This window comes from Glycomyces buryatensis (assembly GCF_004912275.1).
Taxonomy (GTDB): domain Bacteria; phylum Actinomycetota; class Actinomycetes; order Mycobacteriales; family Micromonosporaceae; genus Glycomyces; species Glycomyces buryatensis.
Genome location: NZ_STGY01000068.1, coordinates 21,745 through 39,418, shown reverse-complemented (window position 1 = coordinate 39,418; position 17,674 = coordinate 21,745). Strand labels below are relative to the sequence as shown.

The following is a 17,674-nucleotide window of genomic DNA, read 5'->3' as shown; positions in this document are numbered from 1 at the left end:
CGATCGGCGGCGACTCGTCGGGCGATGGCGACTTCAACGATGTGACAGGCACTGTCACTTCCTGGGACATCTGCGAGGTCCTGGACCCAGATATCGTCGCGGAGAAGATGGGCTACACCGCTTACAACATGGGGCCAGTGAGCCAGCCAATCGGCTCTGCCACCTCGCCGAACTCAATGACCTGCCAAGCGGGTATCGAGGTTCCCGCCGCCGAAGGCGACCACACCACAACTAGCTATCAACTTGCGGTGGCGCCTGGCGGTGATGCAGAGCATGTCCTCGAGAACTACGAGGACATCATCAGGTTCTGGCACGACGGGAACGACGTGCCGAAATCCCAGGACCCGGATTGGGATGACTCATTCTTTTACATGGACGAGCCGTACGAGGGCGAAGGACCGTGGGTAGAGGGGCAGGTCCTGGCTGTCCATTCGTTTGCACACGAAGACGGAACCGTCTTCGCCGCTGCTCGGACCGAGAACTATGTGGTCTGGGTCTACGTTCAAATTCCGTCTGACCCAGGTATTCGGCAGGGACAGAGCTACGGTCTCGAAGGTGATGAGTTGGAAGCCCGGCGCGAACTCTCATTCGTGGAAGAAGAACTCGCCCAATGGGTCGTGGACGAATACGTCCCTCAGGTATTTGAAACGGTCAGTAGCGAACTCAGCTCGGAGTAAGGAGCCACAACCGTGTACCTGTGGGACCCGGAGACGCGCGGATACGAGCAGAAGCTTGAACGGCTGCCGGAGACCGTGCGATTCCGTATCGCGGTGGGAGTGCTCGAACGGACCGTCAGCCGGTTCGACCCGCTGATCGAGAATGCAGCGGCGCGGGAGTTCATCGAAGTCTGCCTTCTCCGGTGCCGCGCCGCCATTGCAGCGGGCCTGCCCCTCACACCAGTGCCTGCGGGATACTCGGCAGAACTCGATGTGCTGCTGGAGGACGCGGACGAGACCGGAGTGAAAGGACTGTTGCTCGGACTCAGCTTTTGCTTCGCAGAGGAGTTCGAGACCCAGGCCGCCAAGAACACCTACGCCATCCTGTCCTACTGCTACGAGGCTGATCTGCAGCGAAGCTGTACCGATCCGATCATCACCCTTGAATACGAACGCCACAGCGCGCGCTGCCGCGACATGATCGACTACCAGAAGTCCCTGATCGATCGGGCCGTCGCCTGACAGGTATGCCCTTCAGCACTGGTGCTGCTTGATGAGGTTGCGGGCCTGTTCCTCTATCCAGGGGCACCATTCGTCGTTGTTCCAGGCGCCGCGCCACCTGGTCGACTCGCCGGGTTTGTTGGAGAAGGTGCAGACCTCATTGGCGCCGTTGCCGTCGTCGCAGTCGATGCGGTAGCGGTTGGGGGCCGGGTGGCCGGTGGTCTGCCAGACGGTGAAGTTGGCCGGACCGCGGCGGAAGGTGCCGATGCGGCGCTGGCCGCCGGGTGGGAGGTCGGTGGCGGTTTTAGCCATTGCAATACCGCACCTTCGGGTCGGCGGAGGGTGCGGGGTGCGCGGGCGGGCTGGACTGTCGGTCCTCGCGGGTATTGGTTGTACCGGGGGTGCTCGGTGGCGCGAGGATGGTTCGCTTTCCGGTTTTGGTGCGGATGACGGTGGGCCACTTGACTTTGTAGTACGCCATGAAGGCCTGGTCTTCGAGCCAGCGCTTCCATTCGTCGGTGGCGGTGCGCCAGTCGTCGCCCCAGCTGGCTTGGAGCTCTCCCGTGTTCAGGCCCGAGACGACCAGAGCGATGTCCACCACCTTGTCATCGGCGCAGACCTGGAACGAGTCCGGCGCCTCCTCGCTCGATGCGTAGACCGTGAAGACCCGGGTGCCATCACTGAAGCGTCCCCTTGTCAATGCCGCGAGTTTCGTCATGCATTCCTCCACTTCGGATTCTGTCGTATTTGCGACAGAAGCGTGCCCGGCGGCCGCGGTCACATTCGAGAGAGAACGGCCGCCGGGCTTCCCCACCACATCGCGGGCTATGGCGAACCCGCGATGCATCCAAAACTAGGGGACGTTTTCGCAGGTAGCAAGGCAACACGAGCTAGTAGTTCTATGGAGGAAAGGACATCTCGAATGCTTACTCCAAGATTTTATTAGTAATTTCTTGGCACAGTTATTATCTCGATTTCCTGGGGTCGCGAATGCGGGGTTTCACAATGGTGACTCACATGTCATCATTGCTGGCACCCATTGGAATTTCCCACCGAATGCGGGGTACATCTCATGGCGCGCATGTCGCTTCCCACCTGGTATGTCTGCCAGGGTCTCGCTGACCTCATGCAGGCCAACGGCGTTGACGACCACGACGTCGGCGCAATGCTCGACTACAGCTACCAGACCATCAGCAACTGGAGAAAGGGCGCGGGCCAGCCCTCGAAGGGCGACGTGCGAGAGTTCTTCCACCACTATGGGAACGGCGACGAGGAGGCCATGTTGTACATGCAGCAGGTCGTCCGCAGCAAGAAGGCCGACCACCGGGAGTTGGAGGCCGACCCGAGATTCAACGCCCTCATGCTTGAGCGGGCCGATCGCCACTATCGCCGCATCATCAAGTGGGCGCCGACTGTCCTACCCGGCACCGTTCAGGAGCGGGCCTATCACGATCTGCTGCAAGAGATCGAAGGCACCACCGACGACGTATCCGAATTCGGCTGGACGTTCAAGGAGCGCCGGGTGACAGGCATCGAAGCGCGAATCGACAAGTACGAGATGGTCATGATCATCGGGGATGCCGCGTTCCTGTGGCTGAATCACCTGTCCGCCGCCGAACGCAGCGAACAGATTGAGCACCTGCGATACAAGAACAACCTGCCAGGCTGGAACATCGGAGTGATGGCTCAGCCACACAGCCTCGGTGGGAATTTCGACCTCTATTTGTCACAAGGAAGCCTCAGCGCGGGACCGGATTTCGTCTTCACCGAAATCAACGATCGCTCCTGGTGCATCGAGGAACAGCAGCGGGTGCGGTTGTACCATGACCTCACAAAGCCTAACCGGCCCCGTGCCACACCACTGGAGGAGTTTCTCAATGCAGAGCGCGACCGCTTGGCGTAAGAGCACCCGCAGCTCCGGCACGAACGACTCGAACTGCGTCGAGTGCCGCAAGACCTGGCGCAAGAGCTCTCGCAGCTCCGGCACCAACTCGGACAACTGCGTCGAGGCCCGGACCGCCGACGGGGGTTTTCAGGTGCGGGACAGCAAGCTTGGGCACGACTCGCCCATCTTCGAACTTGGCACCGCCGAGTTCACCGCTCTGATCCGGACCGCCAGCACCTCACGGTAACTCGATCGGGTGATTGATCTTCAGGATTCATGACACGCCGGTACGAAGGTTGACACTGGCGTGATTTCGACTCACCATTGGACCCACGTGACCGGCAGTGGCCGGACGTGAACGAACCCAATCGAATCAGGCATTGAACGTAATGCCGCCCGGTGGCCTCATCTCGCCAAAGAAAATCCACCGGGCGGCCTAATCAGGCAAAGGAACAAGTCCCTTGACGTACCAGACCCTACCTGAATCCAGGCTGCCCGAAAACCACCAATCCCCCGTCCGTGGGAACGCCTATATCGGCCGCCACCGCCGCGAAGTTCCTGCACCCAGGCCCGCCCCGCCCACCGAGGCCGAGTATCTGGCCCGACTCCGAGAACTCGCCTTCGAGCGCTTCCTCGTGCACTCGGCGGACCTCCACGCCGCCCACTACCGCCCGCTCCCCGACGCCCCGGCCCGGTTGCTCTGGCTGCTGCGCTGGTTCCTGTGGGTCTTCGCCCTCGGCCTGGTCCCGATGCCGCGCCCGTACCGGTCCGGCCGGTCCGGGGTCGGCGATCCCGCATCGCTGCGGGCCTTCGGGCGGGCTCCGGTCCGTCCCGCGTATTCCGTTGCGGGCGAATCGAATCCGCGATCCCGCACCGAGCCGCGTCGACCCGCCGCAACGGCACCGACTCCGGCACCGATATCGATGCGAACCGTCCCAAGGCAGCAGCATCCGGGATACCGGCGGCTTCCCCCGCTCGCGACGGTCCCCTACTTCCCGGTCTGATCGGCAATTCCAGGCCCGAGGATCTACTGAGGACTGTTCCGATCGGCCGCCCGGGCGGAGGATGCGGCCTCGACGATGCAGGTGCGAGCGTCGAGGCCGCCGCAGCTAGCGAGGATCGGGTGTGGTTGCAGCGGTTGCTCGTCCTGGAGGAAGGATGCTGCGGAGGATCTGGATATCGCCTCGGAGGTGTCCTGCGGCGAGGGCCTGGTCGATCGTGAGCGCGTCGGCCGCAAGCCCGAGGATGATCTCTGGAGCGGCCTTCAGAATCGTGTCCGGCCGGCGGTCGGGCTCCACTTCCACACGCGGGCCGTCCTCGTCGACATGCAGAACCATGAGGGCGCCTTCGACCTCGAAGCCGATTTCGAGCGCGGGATCCGCCGTCACCTCTCGAAGCAGCGCCGGCAGCGCGACCGCCAGCCAGCGCGGCTGGAACGAGCCGCCGTCGCGACCGGTCATCATCAGCGGGGCGCTCCACCTGACGAACGCCTCGATCGGCTCGCGAAGCCCCGCACCCCACGGGGTCAGGGCGTAGCGGACGCCCGCCTCGCCAAGGCGCCGTTCGACGATCCCCTCGGCCTCCAGAGTCCGCAGTCGTTCCGTCAGGAGGTTGGTGGCGATCCCCCCGAGCGATGTCATGAGTTCGTTGAAACGCATCGGACCGGGAAGCAACTCGCGCACGATCAGGAGATTCCAGCGGTCGCCCACGACATCCAGAGCCCGGGCGAGGCCGCAGAACTGTCCGTAGGAGCGACCGAGAGTGCGCTTGACTTTTTCCATTGCAGTTGATTTTATCAACTGATCCGAGGCGGCCGCCAGGTCAGGCGCGGATCGCCGCGGTGTTCCGACGATCGAGGAGTGCACCATGGAAATCAACTGGCTGGCCGCCGTGCTCGCGTTCGCGGCCGGCATGGTCGTCGCGATGATCTGGTACGGCAAGGTCTTCACGACCGTCTGGGCGACGCTGGCAGGTGTGGCTCCGGAGGATTCCAAGCGGGCCAGCAGACGGAACATGGGCCTGCTCCTCCTCGCGAACGGCGTGACGGCGTTCGGCTTGGCGGTCGGCATCGAGATCGCGTCGGAGGCCGTCGGTGAGGATTCAGTGTGGCTGGCCCTGCTGGTCGGTTTCGCGGCGTGGTTGACGCTCTCGGCGTCCACGCTGCTCCAGCACAATGCGTTCGAGCTGAAACCTCCGAAGCTGACCCTCCTCAACAGCGCCTATCAGCTGGTGTTGTTTCTCGCCATGGCACTGGTGATCGGGGCGATGTAGCGCCTGCGTCAGCCCGGAATCAACGCAGGATGCGTGAGAGGGCCGCTTCGGCGGCGGGCTTCCAGGTCGGTTTGCCGCCGGCCTGCCCGCGTTCGCCGGCGATGCCGATCTCCAGCAGGACAAGTGCCTTGATGAGCGCCAAGCCGCGGGCGCGCAGCACTGTGGACTCTGCGGCAGCTTTGTACGCGTTGAAGAACGACTCGGCGGCGCCGTCGGGGAGCAGGATCCACGCGGCGGCGAGGTCGACGGAGGGGTCGCCGACGAAGAGCTCTCCGAAGTCGATCACGCCTACGAGGCCGCCGTCCTCGACGACGACGTTGGCGGGGTGCAGGTCTCCGTGGAGCCACACGTCGGGCCCGTCCTGTCGGGGCGCTTCGAGAGCGGCCCGCCAGACAGCGCGAGCCCGGTCGGCGTCCACCTCGGGGAGGCGTTCGAGTGCATGCTCGAAGTGCTCGTCCATGGTGTCGAGGGGCGCGCCGCGGCCGTCGTTGGCGGGGGCGTCAGCCGGACCTTCGGAGTGGAGCGCGGTGAGAAATTCGGCGAGCACGGTGGCCGAATCGGGGTCGGTGATCGGTGCGAGGTCGGCGGGTGTGCCGTGGACCCAGGTAGTGACGAGCCAGGTGTGAGGGAACCGCTCGGACGGCCGGCCGAGTCGAGTGGGCACGGGGATCGGGAGCGGCAGGCGCGACGCGAGGTCGGGGAGCCGGCGGTGCTCCCTTTCCAGGAGCTCGGGGGCATCTTCGGTGCGGGGAATGCGCACAGCCAGGTCGGGGCCGAGGCGCCACATCTGGTTGGTCCAGCCGCCGTCCACGACCTTGAGTTCGAGGCCGGCCAGGTCGGGGTGCTGCTGCTCCAGGAGGTCTCGCAACCCTCGCTCGTCGATCGCCAAGTCGCTCAACCGGAATCCCTTCTCCGCAGGTTCGGGCCCACCCTACCTGCGGAGATCGGGGGCATGGCAGACAGCACGAGCCGTCCCGGACAGCAACTTGAAAGAGCCCTGCCTCGCCGCAGCTTCGTGAGCGGATCGAGGATTGGCCGTGGGTCTCCCGACCATTCCGAGTCGAACCTCTTCGAAAGGGAGTCGATGCCGATTCGAAGCTCGAGGTCGAATTGCATTCCCGCCGGTTTCCCGCCGGTATTCCGCCCTCACTCATGAGTTTCACTGCGACCTATTCCGGACCACCCAAAACGCCCGAGCCAGCGCCACGCTCACCATCAAGAGCAGCAAAGACGATGAGAACGGGCCCTGATGGTTGCCGAAGTAACAGGGCAGCATAGGAATGGAAAGCGGTTTGTAGGTTCGAAACACACATGTTTGCCAACAAACCTGGAGTCATAATGCAATCCCGCCCCGTGCGCCTCACCGCCGCAGCCGGAGTCTGCGCCATCGTATTCGGCCTCGCCGCGTGCAACGATGATCCCGACCCGGAGGAGCCAACCGAGGAAGTGACCGTGAGCGAGTCGACCCCCGCAGAGGAGGCAAGGACCGATGAGGAGGCCAGGACCGATGGGGAGCTTCCGGTCACGTCGACCCTTGTCAATGTGGGCACCGGCGGCTGCCTCCGCGCCTTCCCGGACACGATCCCGCCAAACACCTTCGTCGACGACTGCCAGGATGATTCGGGGATTGATTCGGGGATGGAGGTCTATACCATTTCCACCGCCGATGACGGCACCGGCGAGATCCGCCACGTCGACCAATACGACGAGGACAGCGAACTCAACGGCTGCATCGAATGGGACGCCCGCGGAGCAGTCCATTTCGAAACCGAGTGCAACACCGAGTTCGGTTGGAATCTGACCTACCTGAAGACCGATGAGGCCGAGAGCATCGACTTCTGGCAGATCCAGGCCGTCGGGGATGAGGACAAATGCCTCACCGTCAGCGATTCGCCTGTCAACGATTCCGAGCCGATCCTCGACACCTGTGAGGACGGCAAGGAGGACCAGCAGTGGTGGACCAGGTTCGCCTGACCAAGCCGTGAGCCCGCGACAGCGCCCTCGGGATCCCTTCGTTCCCAAGGCAGCAGTTTCTCGCGGCTGCCGTCCACTCCGGAGCGGGGAATGAGCTGTTCGGTGACGCCGTGGCCGTCGGCCTTGGTGTCACAGATCTGGAACACGTCACCGTCATTGATGAGTTGCTCACACGTAATCGCTTGTCTCAGTTGGTAATTTCGCTCCGCGTTCGTGGGAGTCATGGCGTTGCGGCCATCTGGCATGCTGGACACATGGTCACGCCGAGCATCGAGTGGATCTCTGTAGCCGCCTACGAGAATCTGCCGGGCCGTCCCCACCCGAGGGCGGCCCTGCGCGCTTGACTGCGCGAGCGCGGCATTGACTGGATGCCGTTCGGAGAACCTGAAATCCGGGTGGATCTGGCCTGCGCCCCAGGTCCCGACGGTCATTGGCGCGGTTGGTTCGACATCCGAGTCGACGGCGATGCATTGCGACGCGTCGGACTCCATCCCGAACAGCCCACCTCCAAGGTCGACGGGCCATCCCCGCCCGCCTGGTGGCATGCAGCCGCAGATCGCAATGCGCGTTAGCATGACGGCTGGATTCCTTGCCCTACTCGCTGGTCGCCGCCTGGTTCGCGCCGCACCGCGCCCAGAGGGCTGAGTTTCAAGCCTGCTCGTCCCCACCACCGGGTTGGGAGGGAAGGGCTGCTGCATCGACAGCGGCTGGAAGCAGAATCCCCGGAGGAGTCCGCCCCTGGAGATCGTCGAATTGAGGCGGATGCGACCAGTCGTCAACGGAGGTGAAGTCGAGCGTGCCACCCACAATCGTCGACCCGCGGAAGGACACATCGGTGCCGGTGAACGCCGCTTCCTCAAAGTGAACTTCACCTTCGAAGCGTGAGCCGTCGATGTCAAACTGCATTCCAAAGCCCACCTCTCCGCCGGCAAACCGTGTGTACCTGAAGGTCGTGAAGCCACGGAATATGGCCCCGGAGAAGTTGAGCGATCCTGCGGTTACCTCCATGTCGGCAAACTGTGCGAGGTCCGAGAACTCGGCCTCGAACAGTGAGATGGCTCCGCCGTTGATGACGACACCACCGAATAGGATGCCGTCTAGGAACTTGGCGCCTCTCGCGAACAGCAACCCCTCCGGGAACTGCGCTTTCCGAAACGACACGGGTCCTGCGAACACGGCCTTATGGAGGTCACCGCCGTCGATCGTGGCGCCGGAGAAGTCGAAGTTGCAGTGGTGCCAGGTGCGGCCTTCGACTGGTTCGGTGCGGAGCCGCTCGCCGATCGCGTCGAAGATCGCGTGCCGAACCTGACGCTCCTGCCGCGCGTGCTTGTAGTCCAATGCCTGTTCGGCAGTGGCGTTCTCGGGAAGGTGCGGCGGGTCGTAGGGCATGCGAAGGTAGGCGCAGAGCACGTTGACGCACTTCTGGCGTCCATGGTCCCAATCGTCGGCGAGACTGGCCATGGCATAGACGCCTCCGAGCCGGTTCGCGGCCTGCTCGGAGGAGAGCTGATCGGCCGCCGCCGCAAACTGTTCGGCGAACAACTTCGATTCCTCGCGTGCTTCGGCGGCTTCGCCGAGACGCTGCTTGCGGTAGGCGATGGTCAGCGCGACGACGCCGCCGATCCCGGCGATGGCGTAGAAGATCAACCGGATGATCTCGAGCACCAAGGCGTCGGTGGGAGTGGCCGCCAGTGGGGTGGTCAGTTCGCTCGTGAACAGTGTCCAGAGTCCAAGCAGCACCACTATGGCGACCGCCAGGACCAGGAGGACATGGAGCCACAAGGGAAGGCGGGAAGAGCTTGATAGGCGGGGGGAGGGCATAGGTCGGTTGTATCAGGGGGAGCCGCGAGCCGGGGTACCCGTTCAGCTGATGGGGGTCGCCGGCAGAGTTACGGCCGGTGGAGCCAGTCCGCCAAATCCTTCGGCGCCAGCGCCTCTACTCGCGCTTCGTATGCGGTCAGTTCCGCAGCGCTCAACAGTTCCGCGGCCGCGTCCGATCCGCCTCGGCGGAAGAAAGCGTCGCGATTTCGGAAGAGTCCCATTGGATCCGGGGCTGTCGTCTCGGCCTTCGCCTTCATACTTGCGAAGCTCGCGGCCTCCACCAGCTCCGTCCAGCGCGCCTCGGGTACCTCGATCCCGAGCCAGTCGGCGATACGCCGCATCTCGTGTTCGAGATCGGCGGAGAGGTCCGCGTAATGGACCAGGAGGAGGTTCGGTTCCGCGCGCCGCGCCCATGCGTCGGACAGGTGCGCCATGACGCCGGGGAGCATTTCGCGGGCCTCGCGCGGGTCATGGTCCGCGAGCGTCCAGCCCACCAGCCAGTCGCGCAGTTCCGGGCGCTGCTTCGTCTTGGCTTCGGGTACCGGCGCGCCGGTGAGTTCGGCGATGCGTTCTCGGCGGAGGTTGCCGCCCTGGTGGTAGAGCGAGACGGCCGCGTCAAGCGGGTGCCGGGCCACCACGATGTAGCGGGCGGACGAGTGGATCGGGATGCCGTCGAGCGGCGTGTGGGTCTTGATGAACCGGCGGTGCCGCTGCGCTTCGAGCTTGGCGAACACCGCGTCCTTGGGCGCGATCGTCCAGTCGAGCCACGGAGAGAGTTCTGGGAGCGGCGCAGGAAGGTCCGGGGTCTGGAACACCAGGAGGGCGCAGATCATCTGCATCCAAGTGGTGCCGTGTTTGGAGCGGGTGCAGATGACGATGTCGTCATCGCGTATCGGGAAGTCAAGCCAGCGGTGACTGTCTTCCATCTCGGAGTGGTAGCGGTGCGGAGTCACCGAAGGAGTGTAGGTGCTTTCCGACTGGCCCGCAAAGAATCTGACGAGCTGGTCGCGTTGATCGGCCAGGAGCGCCGCGAACTAGGGTCGGGTGAATACTCAGCGCCCGTGGGAGTTACGGAGCGTTACGGCGGCCGGCTAAGACTGGCGACTCTCGACGCCACTCTTTACGAAGGGTCGGGTATTTAGGCATGCAGTTCGGTCAGCCAGGGATGGCCAGGGTGTGCGAGTTCGAGAGCCGACCGAAGCCAGGTTCGCGCGACATCGTCCAGCAGCGGTAGGGAGGCGTTGAAGTCTTCTTGATCCTTTGGACGCAGTCCTGGTGCCTTGTGCAGCAGTTGGATCTCGGGACGCAGATAGTTGATGCCGCCTGTGTTCCAGAGGATCTCGTCGGTTCGACGGGACACGCGCTCGTCGCGTTTGTAGTGCCATGTCGAGCGGGTGGCGTCCATCAGGATGACGTCGTACTCCCAGGGATCGGCCCCGCTCCGTCGCAGCCACAGGTTCTCGCAGGTCGCGGGAAGCGCGGTATCCGCTTGGCCGACGAGCGGTCGTAGGGTGTCGCTGTCGGCGGCCCAAACGTCGAAGCGATCGGCCAGATATTCGTGCAAGAGCGACGCATCGGAACGCGGAATACTGACATCGAGGTCGCCGTGTTGACGGGGGACACCGGTGAACGCTTCTATCGCCCAGCCGCCCGCGATCCACCACAGCCCCGGGTAGTCCGAGAGGAGTGCGGCCGCGTCCGCCGGAGTGTGGTCTTGCCAAGGCCCGTACAACCGAACGATCTCATCATGCTCACGCCCACCCACAATTTCGCACTCTACGCGGCCCTGTAGGCGTTCCAGAATGGGTTGGGGCCTATGAGTCTGGGTTCGCTCTTTCCCGCCAGTAAGCGAGGTTGTTCCTGGTGATGAACGTGGCGGGGTGATCGGGACCCAACACCCGCAGGGAATCTTCGAGTAGTGCTTCGAATGCGGTGGCGGCTCCGGCCGCATCCCCCGCCTCCCCCCGCCAGTAGGCAAGGTTGCTCCGGGTGTTGAGCGTGTCGGGGTGATCGGGACCCAGCACCCGCAAGCGATCCTCGAGTAGGGCCCCGAACTCGGTGGCGGCTCCAGCCGCAGCCCCCGCCTCCCCCCGCCAATAAGCGAGGTTGGTCCTGGTGATGAACGTGGCGGGATGGTCGGGACCCAACACCCGCAGCTGATCCTGGAGTAGAGCCTCGGTCGCGGTGGCGGCTCCAGCCGCATCCCCCGCCTCCCCCCGCCAATAAGCGAGGTTGTTCCTGGTGATGAACGTGGCGGGATGGTCGGGACCCAACACCCGCACCTGGTCTTGGAGTAGAGCCTCGGTCGCGGTGGCGGCTCCAGCCGCATCTCCCGCCTGTCCCCGCCAGGAGACCAGGTTGTTCCTGGTGGCGAGCGTGTCGGGGTGATCGGGACCCACCACCCGCAAGCGATCCTCAAGAAGGGCCCCGAACTCGGTGGCGGCCCCAGCCGCATCCCCCGCCTCCCCCCGCCAATAAGCGAGGTTGTTCCTGGTGATGCTCGTGGCGGGATGGTCGGGACCCAACACCCGCACCTGGTCTTGGAGTAGAGCCTCGGTCGCGGTGGCGGCTCCAGCCGCACCCCCAGCCTTCCCCCGCCAATAAGCGAGGTTGCTCCTGGTGGCGAGCGTGTCGGGATGATCGGGACCCACCACCCGCAAGCGATCCTCAAGAAGGGCCCCGAACGCGGTGGCGGCTCCAGCCGCACCCCCCGCCTCCCCCCGCCAATAAGCGAGGTTGCTCCTGGTGGCGGGCGTGTCGGGATGATCGGGACCCACCACCCGCAAGCGATCCTCAAGAAGGGCCCCGAACGCGGTGGCGGCTCCAGCCGCACCCCCCGCCTCCCCCCGCCAAACGGCGAGGTTGTTCCTGGTGGTGAGCGTGTCGGGGTGATCGGGACCCAACACCCGCACCTGGTCTTGGAGTAGAGCCTCGGTCGCGGTGGCGGCTCCAGCCGCATCCCCCGCCTTCCCCCGCCAATAAGCGAGGTTGTTCCTGGTGGCGAGCGTGTCGGGGTGATCGGGGCCGAAATCGCTGTCGCATAGCTGGTGCAGGGCCTCGAAATGCGCTACGGCTTCATGGACCAGCCCAGTCTCACCCAGGCTTTTCCCCTGCCGAAACAAGACCGGGTGAGCTTCGTTCCGCAGCAGTACCGGCTCGGTCAGGTCCCGCAACTGTGCGGTGTTCGCCCGCAGCAGTGCGCTGTAGATCGGGTTATTCTCGATCTGGGACCACAGGTCCACGAGTGCATTCGCGGCAACCAGAGCTATCGCATCTCGCTTGCGGGGGTCGGTTCGGTCGCGGCAGGCCCGTTGCGTCAAGGCGTGCATGCGTACCAGCGTGCCATCATGGTCGATCAAGTTGAGCCGATGCAACTGCGCCAGCATGTCCTCGACCATGCGTGGTGGCACTGGTTTCAACCTCGCGAGTCTGAGGCGGGTAGCCGTGTTCGCGATGAAATGCCGTCGTACCTGCTCGTTGGTGAACAGGGCGGCGGGGATGCCGGCCGGATCCAGCAGACTTGCAAAGCGCAACAAGGCATTGGCCAGGCCCGGGGGTTCGTACCCGGCGGCGCGGTCAATCGACAGCACCAAAGCCGCATCCAGCGACTGCGGATACTCGGCGGAGAACGTCCGGGGCGCCAGGCCCGCCAGTGGCTGGTCATGCTGGGCCAGCAGACTCACATAGCGGCGGCAGGTGAAGCCCGGTTGGTCCAGCATGTACGCGGCTGCCTGCGCGAGTCCGAGCGGAAGGTAGCCAAGCGCCTCGGCCAGCTCGTCGGCGCCGTCGAGGAGATCGGCACGCTCGCCGAGACGGTCGCTCAGGTACTGGCGGGCCTGCTCGGGCGTGTAGTGGCCGACATCGATACGTGCGCGGCCATCTCCATCCAATGCGGACTCTCGCAACCGCGTGGTCACGATCGTCCGCCCCATCGGATTGGTGGGAGGCCAGAGTCCGTGAACATCGGCGGTCTCGTTCACGTCGTCGAGCACGATCAGCCATCGCGGCGCGGCAGGTCCGTCGAGCCAGGCGAGGAAACGCTCAGCGGCCCGCTCGCCCTCGTCTTCACTGACCCCGCAGTATTCGGCGCCGGCCTGTGCGAAGGCGGCGGTGATCGAGGCCCGGGTGGCGGCGTTGACCCATATCAGCAGGTCGACATCGCCTCGGCGCCAACGATCGTGGGCGTACGCGGCCGCGGCCTGGGTCTTGCCGATCCCACCTCCCCCGGCCAGGATCTGGCACACCAGGGCGGTGCCGCCCTCCGCGAGCGCGGAGGCCAAGTCGCGGTCGATCGGTCGGTCCAGGTGGGCGATCGCCAACGGCGGAAGGGAGCCGAGTCTGCGCGGCCACGGCGCCGATTCCTTTTGCCCGGAACCGGTATTGATCGTGACGGTGCTGGCTTGGACGAGCGTGCCGACCGTGCCGAAGGTGTTGTTGACGGTCTGGCCGGGTTCGGGCCGGGGCATCGCGGCGGGTACCCCGAGGAGGAGTTCGTCCCGGCAGAAGCGGTTCCAGCGCGGGAAGAGGATCGAGTTGCGCATGCCATTGTTCTCGGCCCGGAACCCGAACTGCGCCACCGCGTGCTCGCACAGCAATGCCAGGTACGGGTGGGAATCGGGGTCGATCGAGGCGCCGTCGCCCGCTGACTGGGGATCGACCTGCGCCACCCATACGGCCACGTCACCGACCAGGTCATCGAGGTCTGAACCGTTGACCAGCGGCCAATCGCGCCGCTTGCCCCGGCACACCTGCTTTACGAACTGCCGCTGCACGGCACTATCGCCTTCGTACAGGTCGGCGGCGGTCAGCTCCACCGCGGTCTTGAGGACCTGACTCAGCTCGACCTGTTGGTCCTTCGAGGGACGTCCTTGCCGCAGTTGGCGATTGCGCAGCGCGAGGTCGATGCCCGCGGCGATCTGACCGCCGACCCATTTGGTGATCGCGATCTTCGCGACGCCGAGCGCCGCTCCGCCGAGCATGGACACCGGTTCAACCACAGGAAGCGCCTCCACGAGAGGGAGAATGGAGTCCACTCACCGTACCCGCGCGACGCCACCGCCACGTCCCCCATGTGAAGCTGTGAAGGCCTTACGGCCTTTCTATACGTTCGACCCCACCGACCCCCTTGACGACATCGGTCGCCGAACATCCGCCCCTAAGTCAGCTCTTCCAGATCGAGATAGGTGGTGTCGTCTTCCTTCCTCTTGTCCTTCACCTTGAAGAGCGTGCCTTGATCGAAGAGGACTTCCTTCTGATGGGCAAGACTTGAGCCTCCGCTGATATCGCGTCCGTTCTTGCCGTCAATGGAGATCATGACGCCATCGCTCTTGTTTCCGGAGAACGCTCCGGTGGCAATGGATTTGAACCGGCTCGCGGCCCCTTCGCTGGTGGAGGTGCTCATGAATGCGGGATCGGAGAACAGTCCGTCCTTTTTGGTCTTGTCAAGCCAATCTCCAGCCGGGGCGCCACGCCAGGACTTCCCTGGAACCGGGGGATATTTTTCCAGTGCGGCCGAGACGTCCGCTGCTTCCTTGTCGAATTTCTCCCGGTCTGCCTTGCTGTATTTTGACTTGTCCGTCGTTCGCAGATATCGGTTCAGCGCTTCGCTTCCCGTCGTGTAGCGACGGATCGCGTCGTCCTGGTTGCCGCCCTGGCCGCCCTGGCCGTCGCCTTGGTCTCCCTTGCCCCGCTGCTTCGGCGAAAGCGGCGAGAAGCTATCGGCCACGTCCTTCAGCACCTTGGCGGCCGGTCCGCCGCCTTCGGGGGATCCGCTCCTACTCCTGCTACCCATTGAGCAGCCTCTCTGTCGCCATTCCCATGAGCTGGTCGAGGATGACCCCCGTGATGGTCTTGAAGATCGGGATCTGCACCAGCGAGGCCCCGAAGGTAACCGGGGCCGTGGCGATGGCGTACGCGATCTGGAAGGCCAGGATCGCCAGCTGCACGATTACCTGGATCTTCAACGCCAGGATCAAACCGGCGATGATGGTCAGCCCCACATTGATCTTGTGGTTCGGATCGGTCGTGTCGACGAGGTTCAAGACGGCGGACTCGGGGCCGTCCCATTCGGCCTTGAACGCGTCGATCTGGGTGCCGGAGTTGTTGTCCAGCAGGGTCATCGCTGCCGCATTGAGCGATTCGACGCGGTCTGCGATCTGGTCGGCCATGCCGGTCCACTCGCCGGCCAGGGTGAAGATCTTCTCCTCGTCGGACTCGGGCCAGTCGTAGCCGAGCGCGCCCATGAGGCCGATGAGTTCTGCGGGGAGTTGCATGCCCAAGAGAGCGCTCTCCTTTTAGGATTGGTACTTGCGACAGGGCCGGTGGTCAGGACTTGCCGATACTGCGGTTGAGCAGCTTGAAGGCCTCGCCGATCTCGTCATCGGCTCCTTGGTGGTCGTCCGCCATGTCGCGGACCGCCTGCGCCAGACCGGTCAGGTCTTCGATGTCGGCGGTGAAGGATTCGGTCAGAGCATCCATACAGAGCTGGTGCCCAACGCCGCCAAGCGAACCGATCGTGTCGCCACCGAAGGCGTCGGCGAACTGCTCGACGGCCCCAGTGAACTTGTCGAGCAGCGCCTGGACCTCCGCAGTGGCCGCGTCGAGTTCGTCGGCGGACCGCCGCATCGTCTCGGGGTCGACGTCAAAGCCCGGCATGGTCATCGGCCTCCGTTGAGTTTGCTCATGACCTCGCCGATCGAGGCGCTCATGTCCTGGAACTGGCGCAGTGACGCGTCCTGGAGGCCGGCCAGTCTCTGGTTCATGGCCTCCGGATCTGCGACGGGCGCGGGGGCGCCGATCATCTCGGTCCGCTGGTCGAGCGCGTCGTTCAGGCCCAGCTTGAGCTGTTCGACGAGCGCTTCGGGGCCGTCCTTGAGGGCGCTGAGGGTCATCTTGATCGGCTCGAACCGGCCGTCGGTGCCGAGGGTGATCTTGATGCGCCCGTCGGCGGCCTCGGTCTTGATCGGCTCTGTCTGCGCGCCAGCCGAAGTGGGACCCTGCGACAGAGTCTCGCGCGTGGCGGCGAGCTGCTGCGCAATCTGTTCTTCTCCGAACATTCGGACCTCCTGCCTTCGACCCAGCTTGCCCATGACCTGGGTGATCGAGGCGCTCATGGCCTGAAACTGGCGCAGGGAGGAGTCCTGAATCGCGGCCATGGACTCGTTGATGGAGCCCAGGTCGGGAACCGGTTCGTCAGTGCCGACCATTTTGGACCGCTGTGCCAGGGCGTCATTCATCGCGAGCTGCACGTGCTCGGCGATGAAGTCGGAGCCCTCCTTGAACCCCTTGGGCTCCACCTTGATCCGCTCGACCCGGCCGTCGGCCCCGAGGGTCACGCTGATGAGGCCCCGCGCCGATTCGGCCGTCACCGGCTGGGCCTGGTGGTCCTCAGGCGAGGCTGTCGCCTGCGCCAGAGCCGCTCTCGACTCGGCCAGCTGACGTGCTATCTCGTCTTGTCCGGGCATCGAAGCTCCCGTCACCGCTCGAAATAATAAACACAGTGACCATATCTCGCAGCCGGGAAGGAAACCGGCCGTCAGGAGCGCTTCGCCGCATGGGGCGTGGCGATCAGAGCCTCCAGGAACCATTGGTGCCCAAGAGAATCGAGTAGACCGCACTGGTCGCGGTGATGAACAGGCGGTTGCGTTTCGGTCCACCGAAGACCACGTTGGACACCGCCGGCCCGGGAATCGGCAGCTTGGCGAGGAGGGTGCCGTCGGGGTGGAAGCAGTAGACGTCGGCCGCAGCGGCCCACAGTCGGCCCTCGACGTCGATGCGGAGGCCGTCGAAATTTCCTTCCGGTGATTCGCACAACACTTCGCCGCCGACCAGTTTGCGGCCTTCGACCCTGAAGGCCCTGATGTGTCCGCGAGCAGTGTCGGCGATGTAGAGGGTGCGCTCGTCGGGTGCGAAGGCGAGGCCGTTGGGGCGCTCGAAGTCGTCCGCGACGCGCTCGACTTCCCCTGAACCCGGGTCGATCCGGTACACATGGCAGCCGTCGATCTCCGGTTCGGCCCGGTGGCCTTCATAGTCGCTGAGGATGCCGTAGGGCGGGTCGGTGAACCAGATCGAGCCGTCGGAGGCGACCACGACATCGTTGGGGCTGTTGAGCCGCTTCCCGTTCCAGCGGTCGGCCAGGACGGTGGTGGAGCCGTCGAGCTCGGTGCGCGTCACGCGGCGCTCGCCATGCTCGCAGCTCACCAGGCGGCCCTGGCGGTCGAGAGTGTGGCCATTGGTGTAGCCGGCGGGGGAACGGAAGACGCTGACCGAGCCGTCGGTCTCGTCCCAGCGCATCATCCGGTCGTTCGGGATGTCACTGAAGAGCAGGTACCGACCGGACGGGACGTAGACGGGGCCCTCGGTCCACCGGCCGTCCTCGAAGAGGCATTCGAGGTAGCGGTCCCCGGCGACGCTGAACCGCTGGTCGAAGACCTCGAAACGCGCTGGCGTGATGCTCATGCCGCAAATCTATCCGGCCGGAGCGGGGACGGACCCTCAGGTTCAAGTGCCTCGATCAGATCGGGCCGAACCCCAGGGCGCGGCCGAGGGCATCCGAAAGGGCCGGTCG

General features: G+C 64.7%; 20 protein-coding genes. 7 read left to right on the top strand and 13 right to left on the bottom strand.

The window, feature by feature from the left end:
- Together FAB82_RS27220 and FAB82_RS20215 are read left to right on the top strand one after the other, a co-directional pair.
- Positions 1-677: hypothetical protein (locus FAB82_RS27220; RefSeq protein WP_168801688.1), on the top strand; the 677-nt coding region annotated here is incomplete at its 5' end.
- A gap of 12 nt (positions 678-689) precedes the next feature.
- On the top strand, positions 690-1,178 hold the full coding sequence (locus FAB82_RS20215) for a hypothetical protein (protein WP_136536359.1): 489 nt from the start codon (positions 690-692) through the stop codon (positions 1,176-1,178).
- Positions 1,179-1,190: 12 nt separating this feature from the next.
- Here FAB82_RS20215 and FAB82_RS20210 read toward each other — a convergent pair whose 3' ends face one another.
- Positions 1,191-1,469, bottom strand: coding sequence for a hypothetical protein (locus FAB82_RS20210; RefSeq protein WP_136536358.1), 279 nt, complete (start codon positions 1,467-1,469; stop codon positions 1,191-1,193).
- The gene (locus FAB82_RS20205; protein WP_136536357.1) at positions 1,462-1,875 is read right to left on the bottom strand and encodes a hypothetical protein; all 414 of its coding nucleotides are present in this window, start codon (positions 1,873-1,875) and stop codon (positions 1,462-1,464) included. Before FAB82_RS20205 ends, FAB82_RS20210 begins: the two co-directional genes overlap by 8 nt.
- A gap of 363 nt (positions 1,876-2,238) precedes the next feature.
- On the opposite strand from FAB82_RS20205, the gene FAB82_RS20200 reads away from it, so the two are divergent.
- The 3 genes from FAB82_RS20200 to FAB82_RS20190 all read left to right on the top strand — a co-directional run bounded on the left by FAB82_RS20200 (position 2,239) and on the right by FAB82_RS20190 (position 4,046).
- Positions 2,239-3,060, top strand: coding sequence for a Scr1 family TA system antitoxin-like transcriptional regulator (locus FAB82_RS20200; protein ID WP_136536356.1), 822 nt, complete (start codon positions 2,239-2,241; stop codon positions 3,058-3,060).
- A complete protein-coding gene (locus tag FAB82_RS20195; RefSeq protein ID WP_136536355.1) occupies positions 3,035-3,289 on the top strand; it encodes a DUF397 domain-containing protein in 255 nt (84 codons plus the stop codon). Before FAB82_RS20200 ends, FAB82_RS20195 begins: the two co-directional genes overlap by 26 nt.
- 214 nt (positions 3,290-3,503) lie before the next feature.
- Entirely contained in the window at positions 3,504-4,046 is a 543-nt protein-coding gene (locus FAB82_RS20190; protein ID WP_136536354.1) for a hypothetical protein, read from the top strand.
- Between the two features lie 105 nt (positions 4,047-4,151).
- Here FAB82_RS20190 and FAB82_RS20185 read toward each other — a convergent pair whose 3' ends face one another.
- Positions 4,152-4,955, bottom strand: coding sequence for a winged helix-turn-helix transcriptional regulator (locus FAB82_RS20185; RefSeq protein WP_246039741.1), 804 nt, complete (start codon positions 4,953-4,955; stop codon positions 4,152-4,154).
- Between FAB82_RS20185 and FAB82_RS20180 the strand changes: the two genes are divergently transcribed.
- Positions 4,909-5,313, top strand: coding sequence for a DUF1761 domain-containing protein (locus tag FAB82_RS20180; RefSeq protein WP_136536353.1), 405 nt, complete (start codon positions 4,909-4,911; stop codon positions 5,311-5,313). The genes FAB82_RS20185 and FAB82_RS20180 overlap by 47 nt on opposite strands.
- 19 nt (positions 5,314-5,332) lie before the next feature.
- Here the strand turns inward: FAB82_RS20180 and FAB82_RS20175 are convergent, their stop codons facing one another.
- Complete coding sequence (locus FAB82_RS20175; RefSeq protein ID WP_211116718.1) at positions 5,333-6,211, bottom strand: aminoglycoside phosphotransferase family protein; 879 nt, start codon at positions 6,209-6,211, stop codon at positions 5,333-5,335.
- Positions 6,212-6,651: 440 nt separating this feature from the next.
- Between FAB82_RS20175 and FAB82_RS20170 the strand changes: the two genes are divergently transcribed.
- Complete coding sequence (locus FAB82_RS20170) at positions 6,652-7,287, top strand: RICIN domain-containing protein (RefSeq protein ID WP_136536352.1); 636 nt, start codon at positions 6,652-6,654, stop codon at positions 7,285-7,287.
- A gap of 648 nt (positions 7,288-7,935) precedes the next feature.
- Here FAB82_RS20170 and FAB82_RS20160 read toward each other — a convergent pair.
- The 9 genes from FAB82_RS20160 to FAB82_RS20120 all read right to left on the bottom strand — a co-directional run bounded on the left by FAB82_RS20160 (position 7,936) and on the right by FAB82_RS20120 (position 17,565).
- The gene (locus FAB82_RS20160) at positions 7,936-9,030 is read right to left on the bottom strand and encodes a pentapeptide repeat-containing protein (protein ID WP_136536350.1); all 1,095 of its coding nucleotides are present in this window, start codon (positions 9,028-9,030) and stop codon (positions 7,936-7,938) included.
- A 146-nt stretch (positions 9,031-9,176) separates the two neighbouring features.
- Positions 9,177-10,061, bottom strand: coding sequence for a sulfotransferase domain-containing protein (locus FAB82_RS20155; protein ID WP_246039740.1), 885 nt, complete (start codon positions 10,059-10,061; stop codon positions 9,177-9,179).
- 185 nt (positions 10,062-10,246) lie between these two features.
- The gene (locus FAB82_RS20150; RefSeq protein ID WP_211116717.1) at positions 10,247-10,873 is read right to left on the bottom strand and encodes a nucleotidyltransferase domain-containing protein; all 627 of its coding nucleotides are present in this window, start codon (positions 10,871-10,873) and stop codon (positions 10,247-10,249) included.
- Positions 10,874-10,922: 49 nt separating this feature from the next.
- Entirely contained in the window at positions 10,923-14,105 is a 3,183-nt protein-coding gene (locus FAB82_RS20145) for a tetratricopeptide repeat protein (protein WP_136536349.1), read from the bottom strand.
- 158 nt (positions 14,106-14,263) lie between these two features.
- Complete coding sequence (locus tag FAB82_RS20140; RefSeq protein ID WP_168801687.1) at positions 14,264-14,833, bottom strand: ADP-ribosyltransferase; 570 nt, start codon at positions 14,831-14,833, stop codon at positions 14,264-14,266.
- Positions 14,834-14,891: 58 nt separating this feature from the next.
- Positions 14,892-15,380, bottom strand: coding sequence for a WXG100-like domain-containing protein (locus FAB82_RS20135; RefSeq protein WP_342799475.1), 489 nt, complete (start codon positions 15,378-15,380; stop codon positions 14,892-14,894).
- 52 nt (positions 15,381-15,432) lie between these two features.
- Positions 15,433-15,762 carry a WXG100 family type VII secretion target gene (locus tag FAB82_RS20130; RefSeq protein WP_136536346.1) on the bottom strand — a complete coding sequence of 110 codons (330 nt, stop codon included), beginning with the start codon at positions 15,760-15,762 and terminating at the stop codon, positions 15,433-15,435.
- Between the two features lie 2 nt (positions 15,763-15,764).
- Complete coding sequence (locus tag FAB82_RS20125; RefSeq protein ID WP_168801686.1) at positions 15,765-16,571, bottom strand: YbaB/EbfC family nucleoid-associated protein; 807 nt, start codon at positions 16,569-16,571, stop codon at positions 15,765-15,767.
- Positions 16,572-16,674: 103 nt separating this feature from the next.
- Complete coding sequence (locus tag FAB82_RS20120) at positions 16,675-17,565, bottom strand: SMP-30/gluconolactonase/LRE family protein (RefSeq protein WP_136536344.1); 891 nt, start codon at positions 17,563-17,565, stop codon at positions 16,675-16,677.
- Positions 17,566-17,674 lie beyond the last annotated feature (109 nt).

Coding starts and splice junctions, on each gene's coding strand:
- FAB82_RS20205 (WP_136536357.1), bottom strand. CDS start 1,875: ATGACGAAACTCGCGGCATTGACAAGGGGACGCTTCAGTGATGGCACC.
- FAB82_RS20180 (WP_136536353.1), top strand. CDS start 4,909: ATGGAAATCAACTGGCTGGCCGCCGTGCTCGCGTTCGCGGCCGGCATG.
- FAB82_RS20195 (WP_136536355.1), top strand. CDS start 3,035: ATGCAGAGCGCGACCGCTTGGCGTAAGAGCACCCGCAGCTCCGGCACG.
- FAB82_RS20120 (WP_136536344.1), bottom strand. CDS start 17,565: ATGAGCATCACGCCAGCGCGTTTCGAGGTCTTCGACCAGCGGTTCAGC.
- FAB82_RS20170 (WP_136536352.1), top strand. CDS start 6,652: ATGCAATCCCGCCCCGTGCGCCTCACCGCCGCAGCCGGAGTCTGCGCC.
- FAB82_RS20135 (WP_342799475.1), bottom strand. CDS start 15,380: ATGCAACTCCCCGCAGAACTCATCGGCCTCATGGGCGCGCTCGGCTAC.
- FAB82_RS20130 (WP_136536346.1), bottom strand. CDS start 15,762: ATGCCGGGCTTTGACGTCGACCCCGAGACGATGCGGCGGTCCGCCGAC.
- FAB82_RS20210 (WP_136536358.1), bottom strand. CDS start 1,469: ATGGCTAAAACCGCCACCGACCTCCCACCCGGCGGCCAGCGCCGCATC.
- FAB82_RS20200 (WP_136536356.1), top strand. CDS start 2,239: ATGTCGCTTCCCACCTGGTATGTCTGCCAGGGTCTCGCTGACCTCATG.
- FAB82_RS20185 (WP_246039741.1), bottom strand. CDS start 4,955: ATGCCGGCCGCGAACGCGAGCACGGCGGCCAGCCAGTTGATTTCCATG.
- FAB82_RS20125 (WP_168801686.1), bottom strand. CDS start 16,571: ATGCCCGGACAAGACGAGATAGCACGTCAGCTGGCCGAGTCGAGAGCG.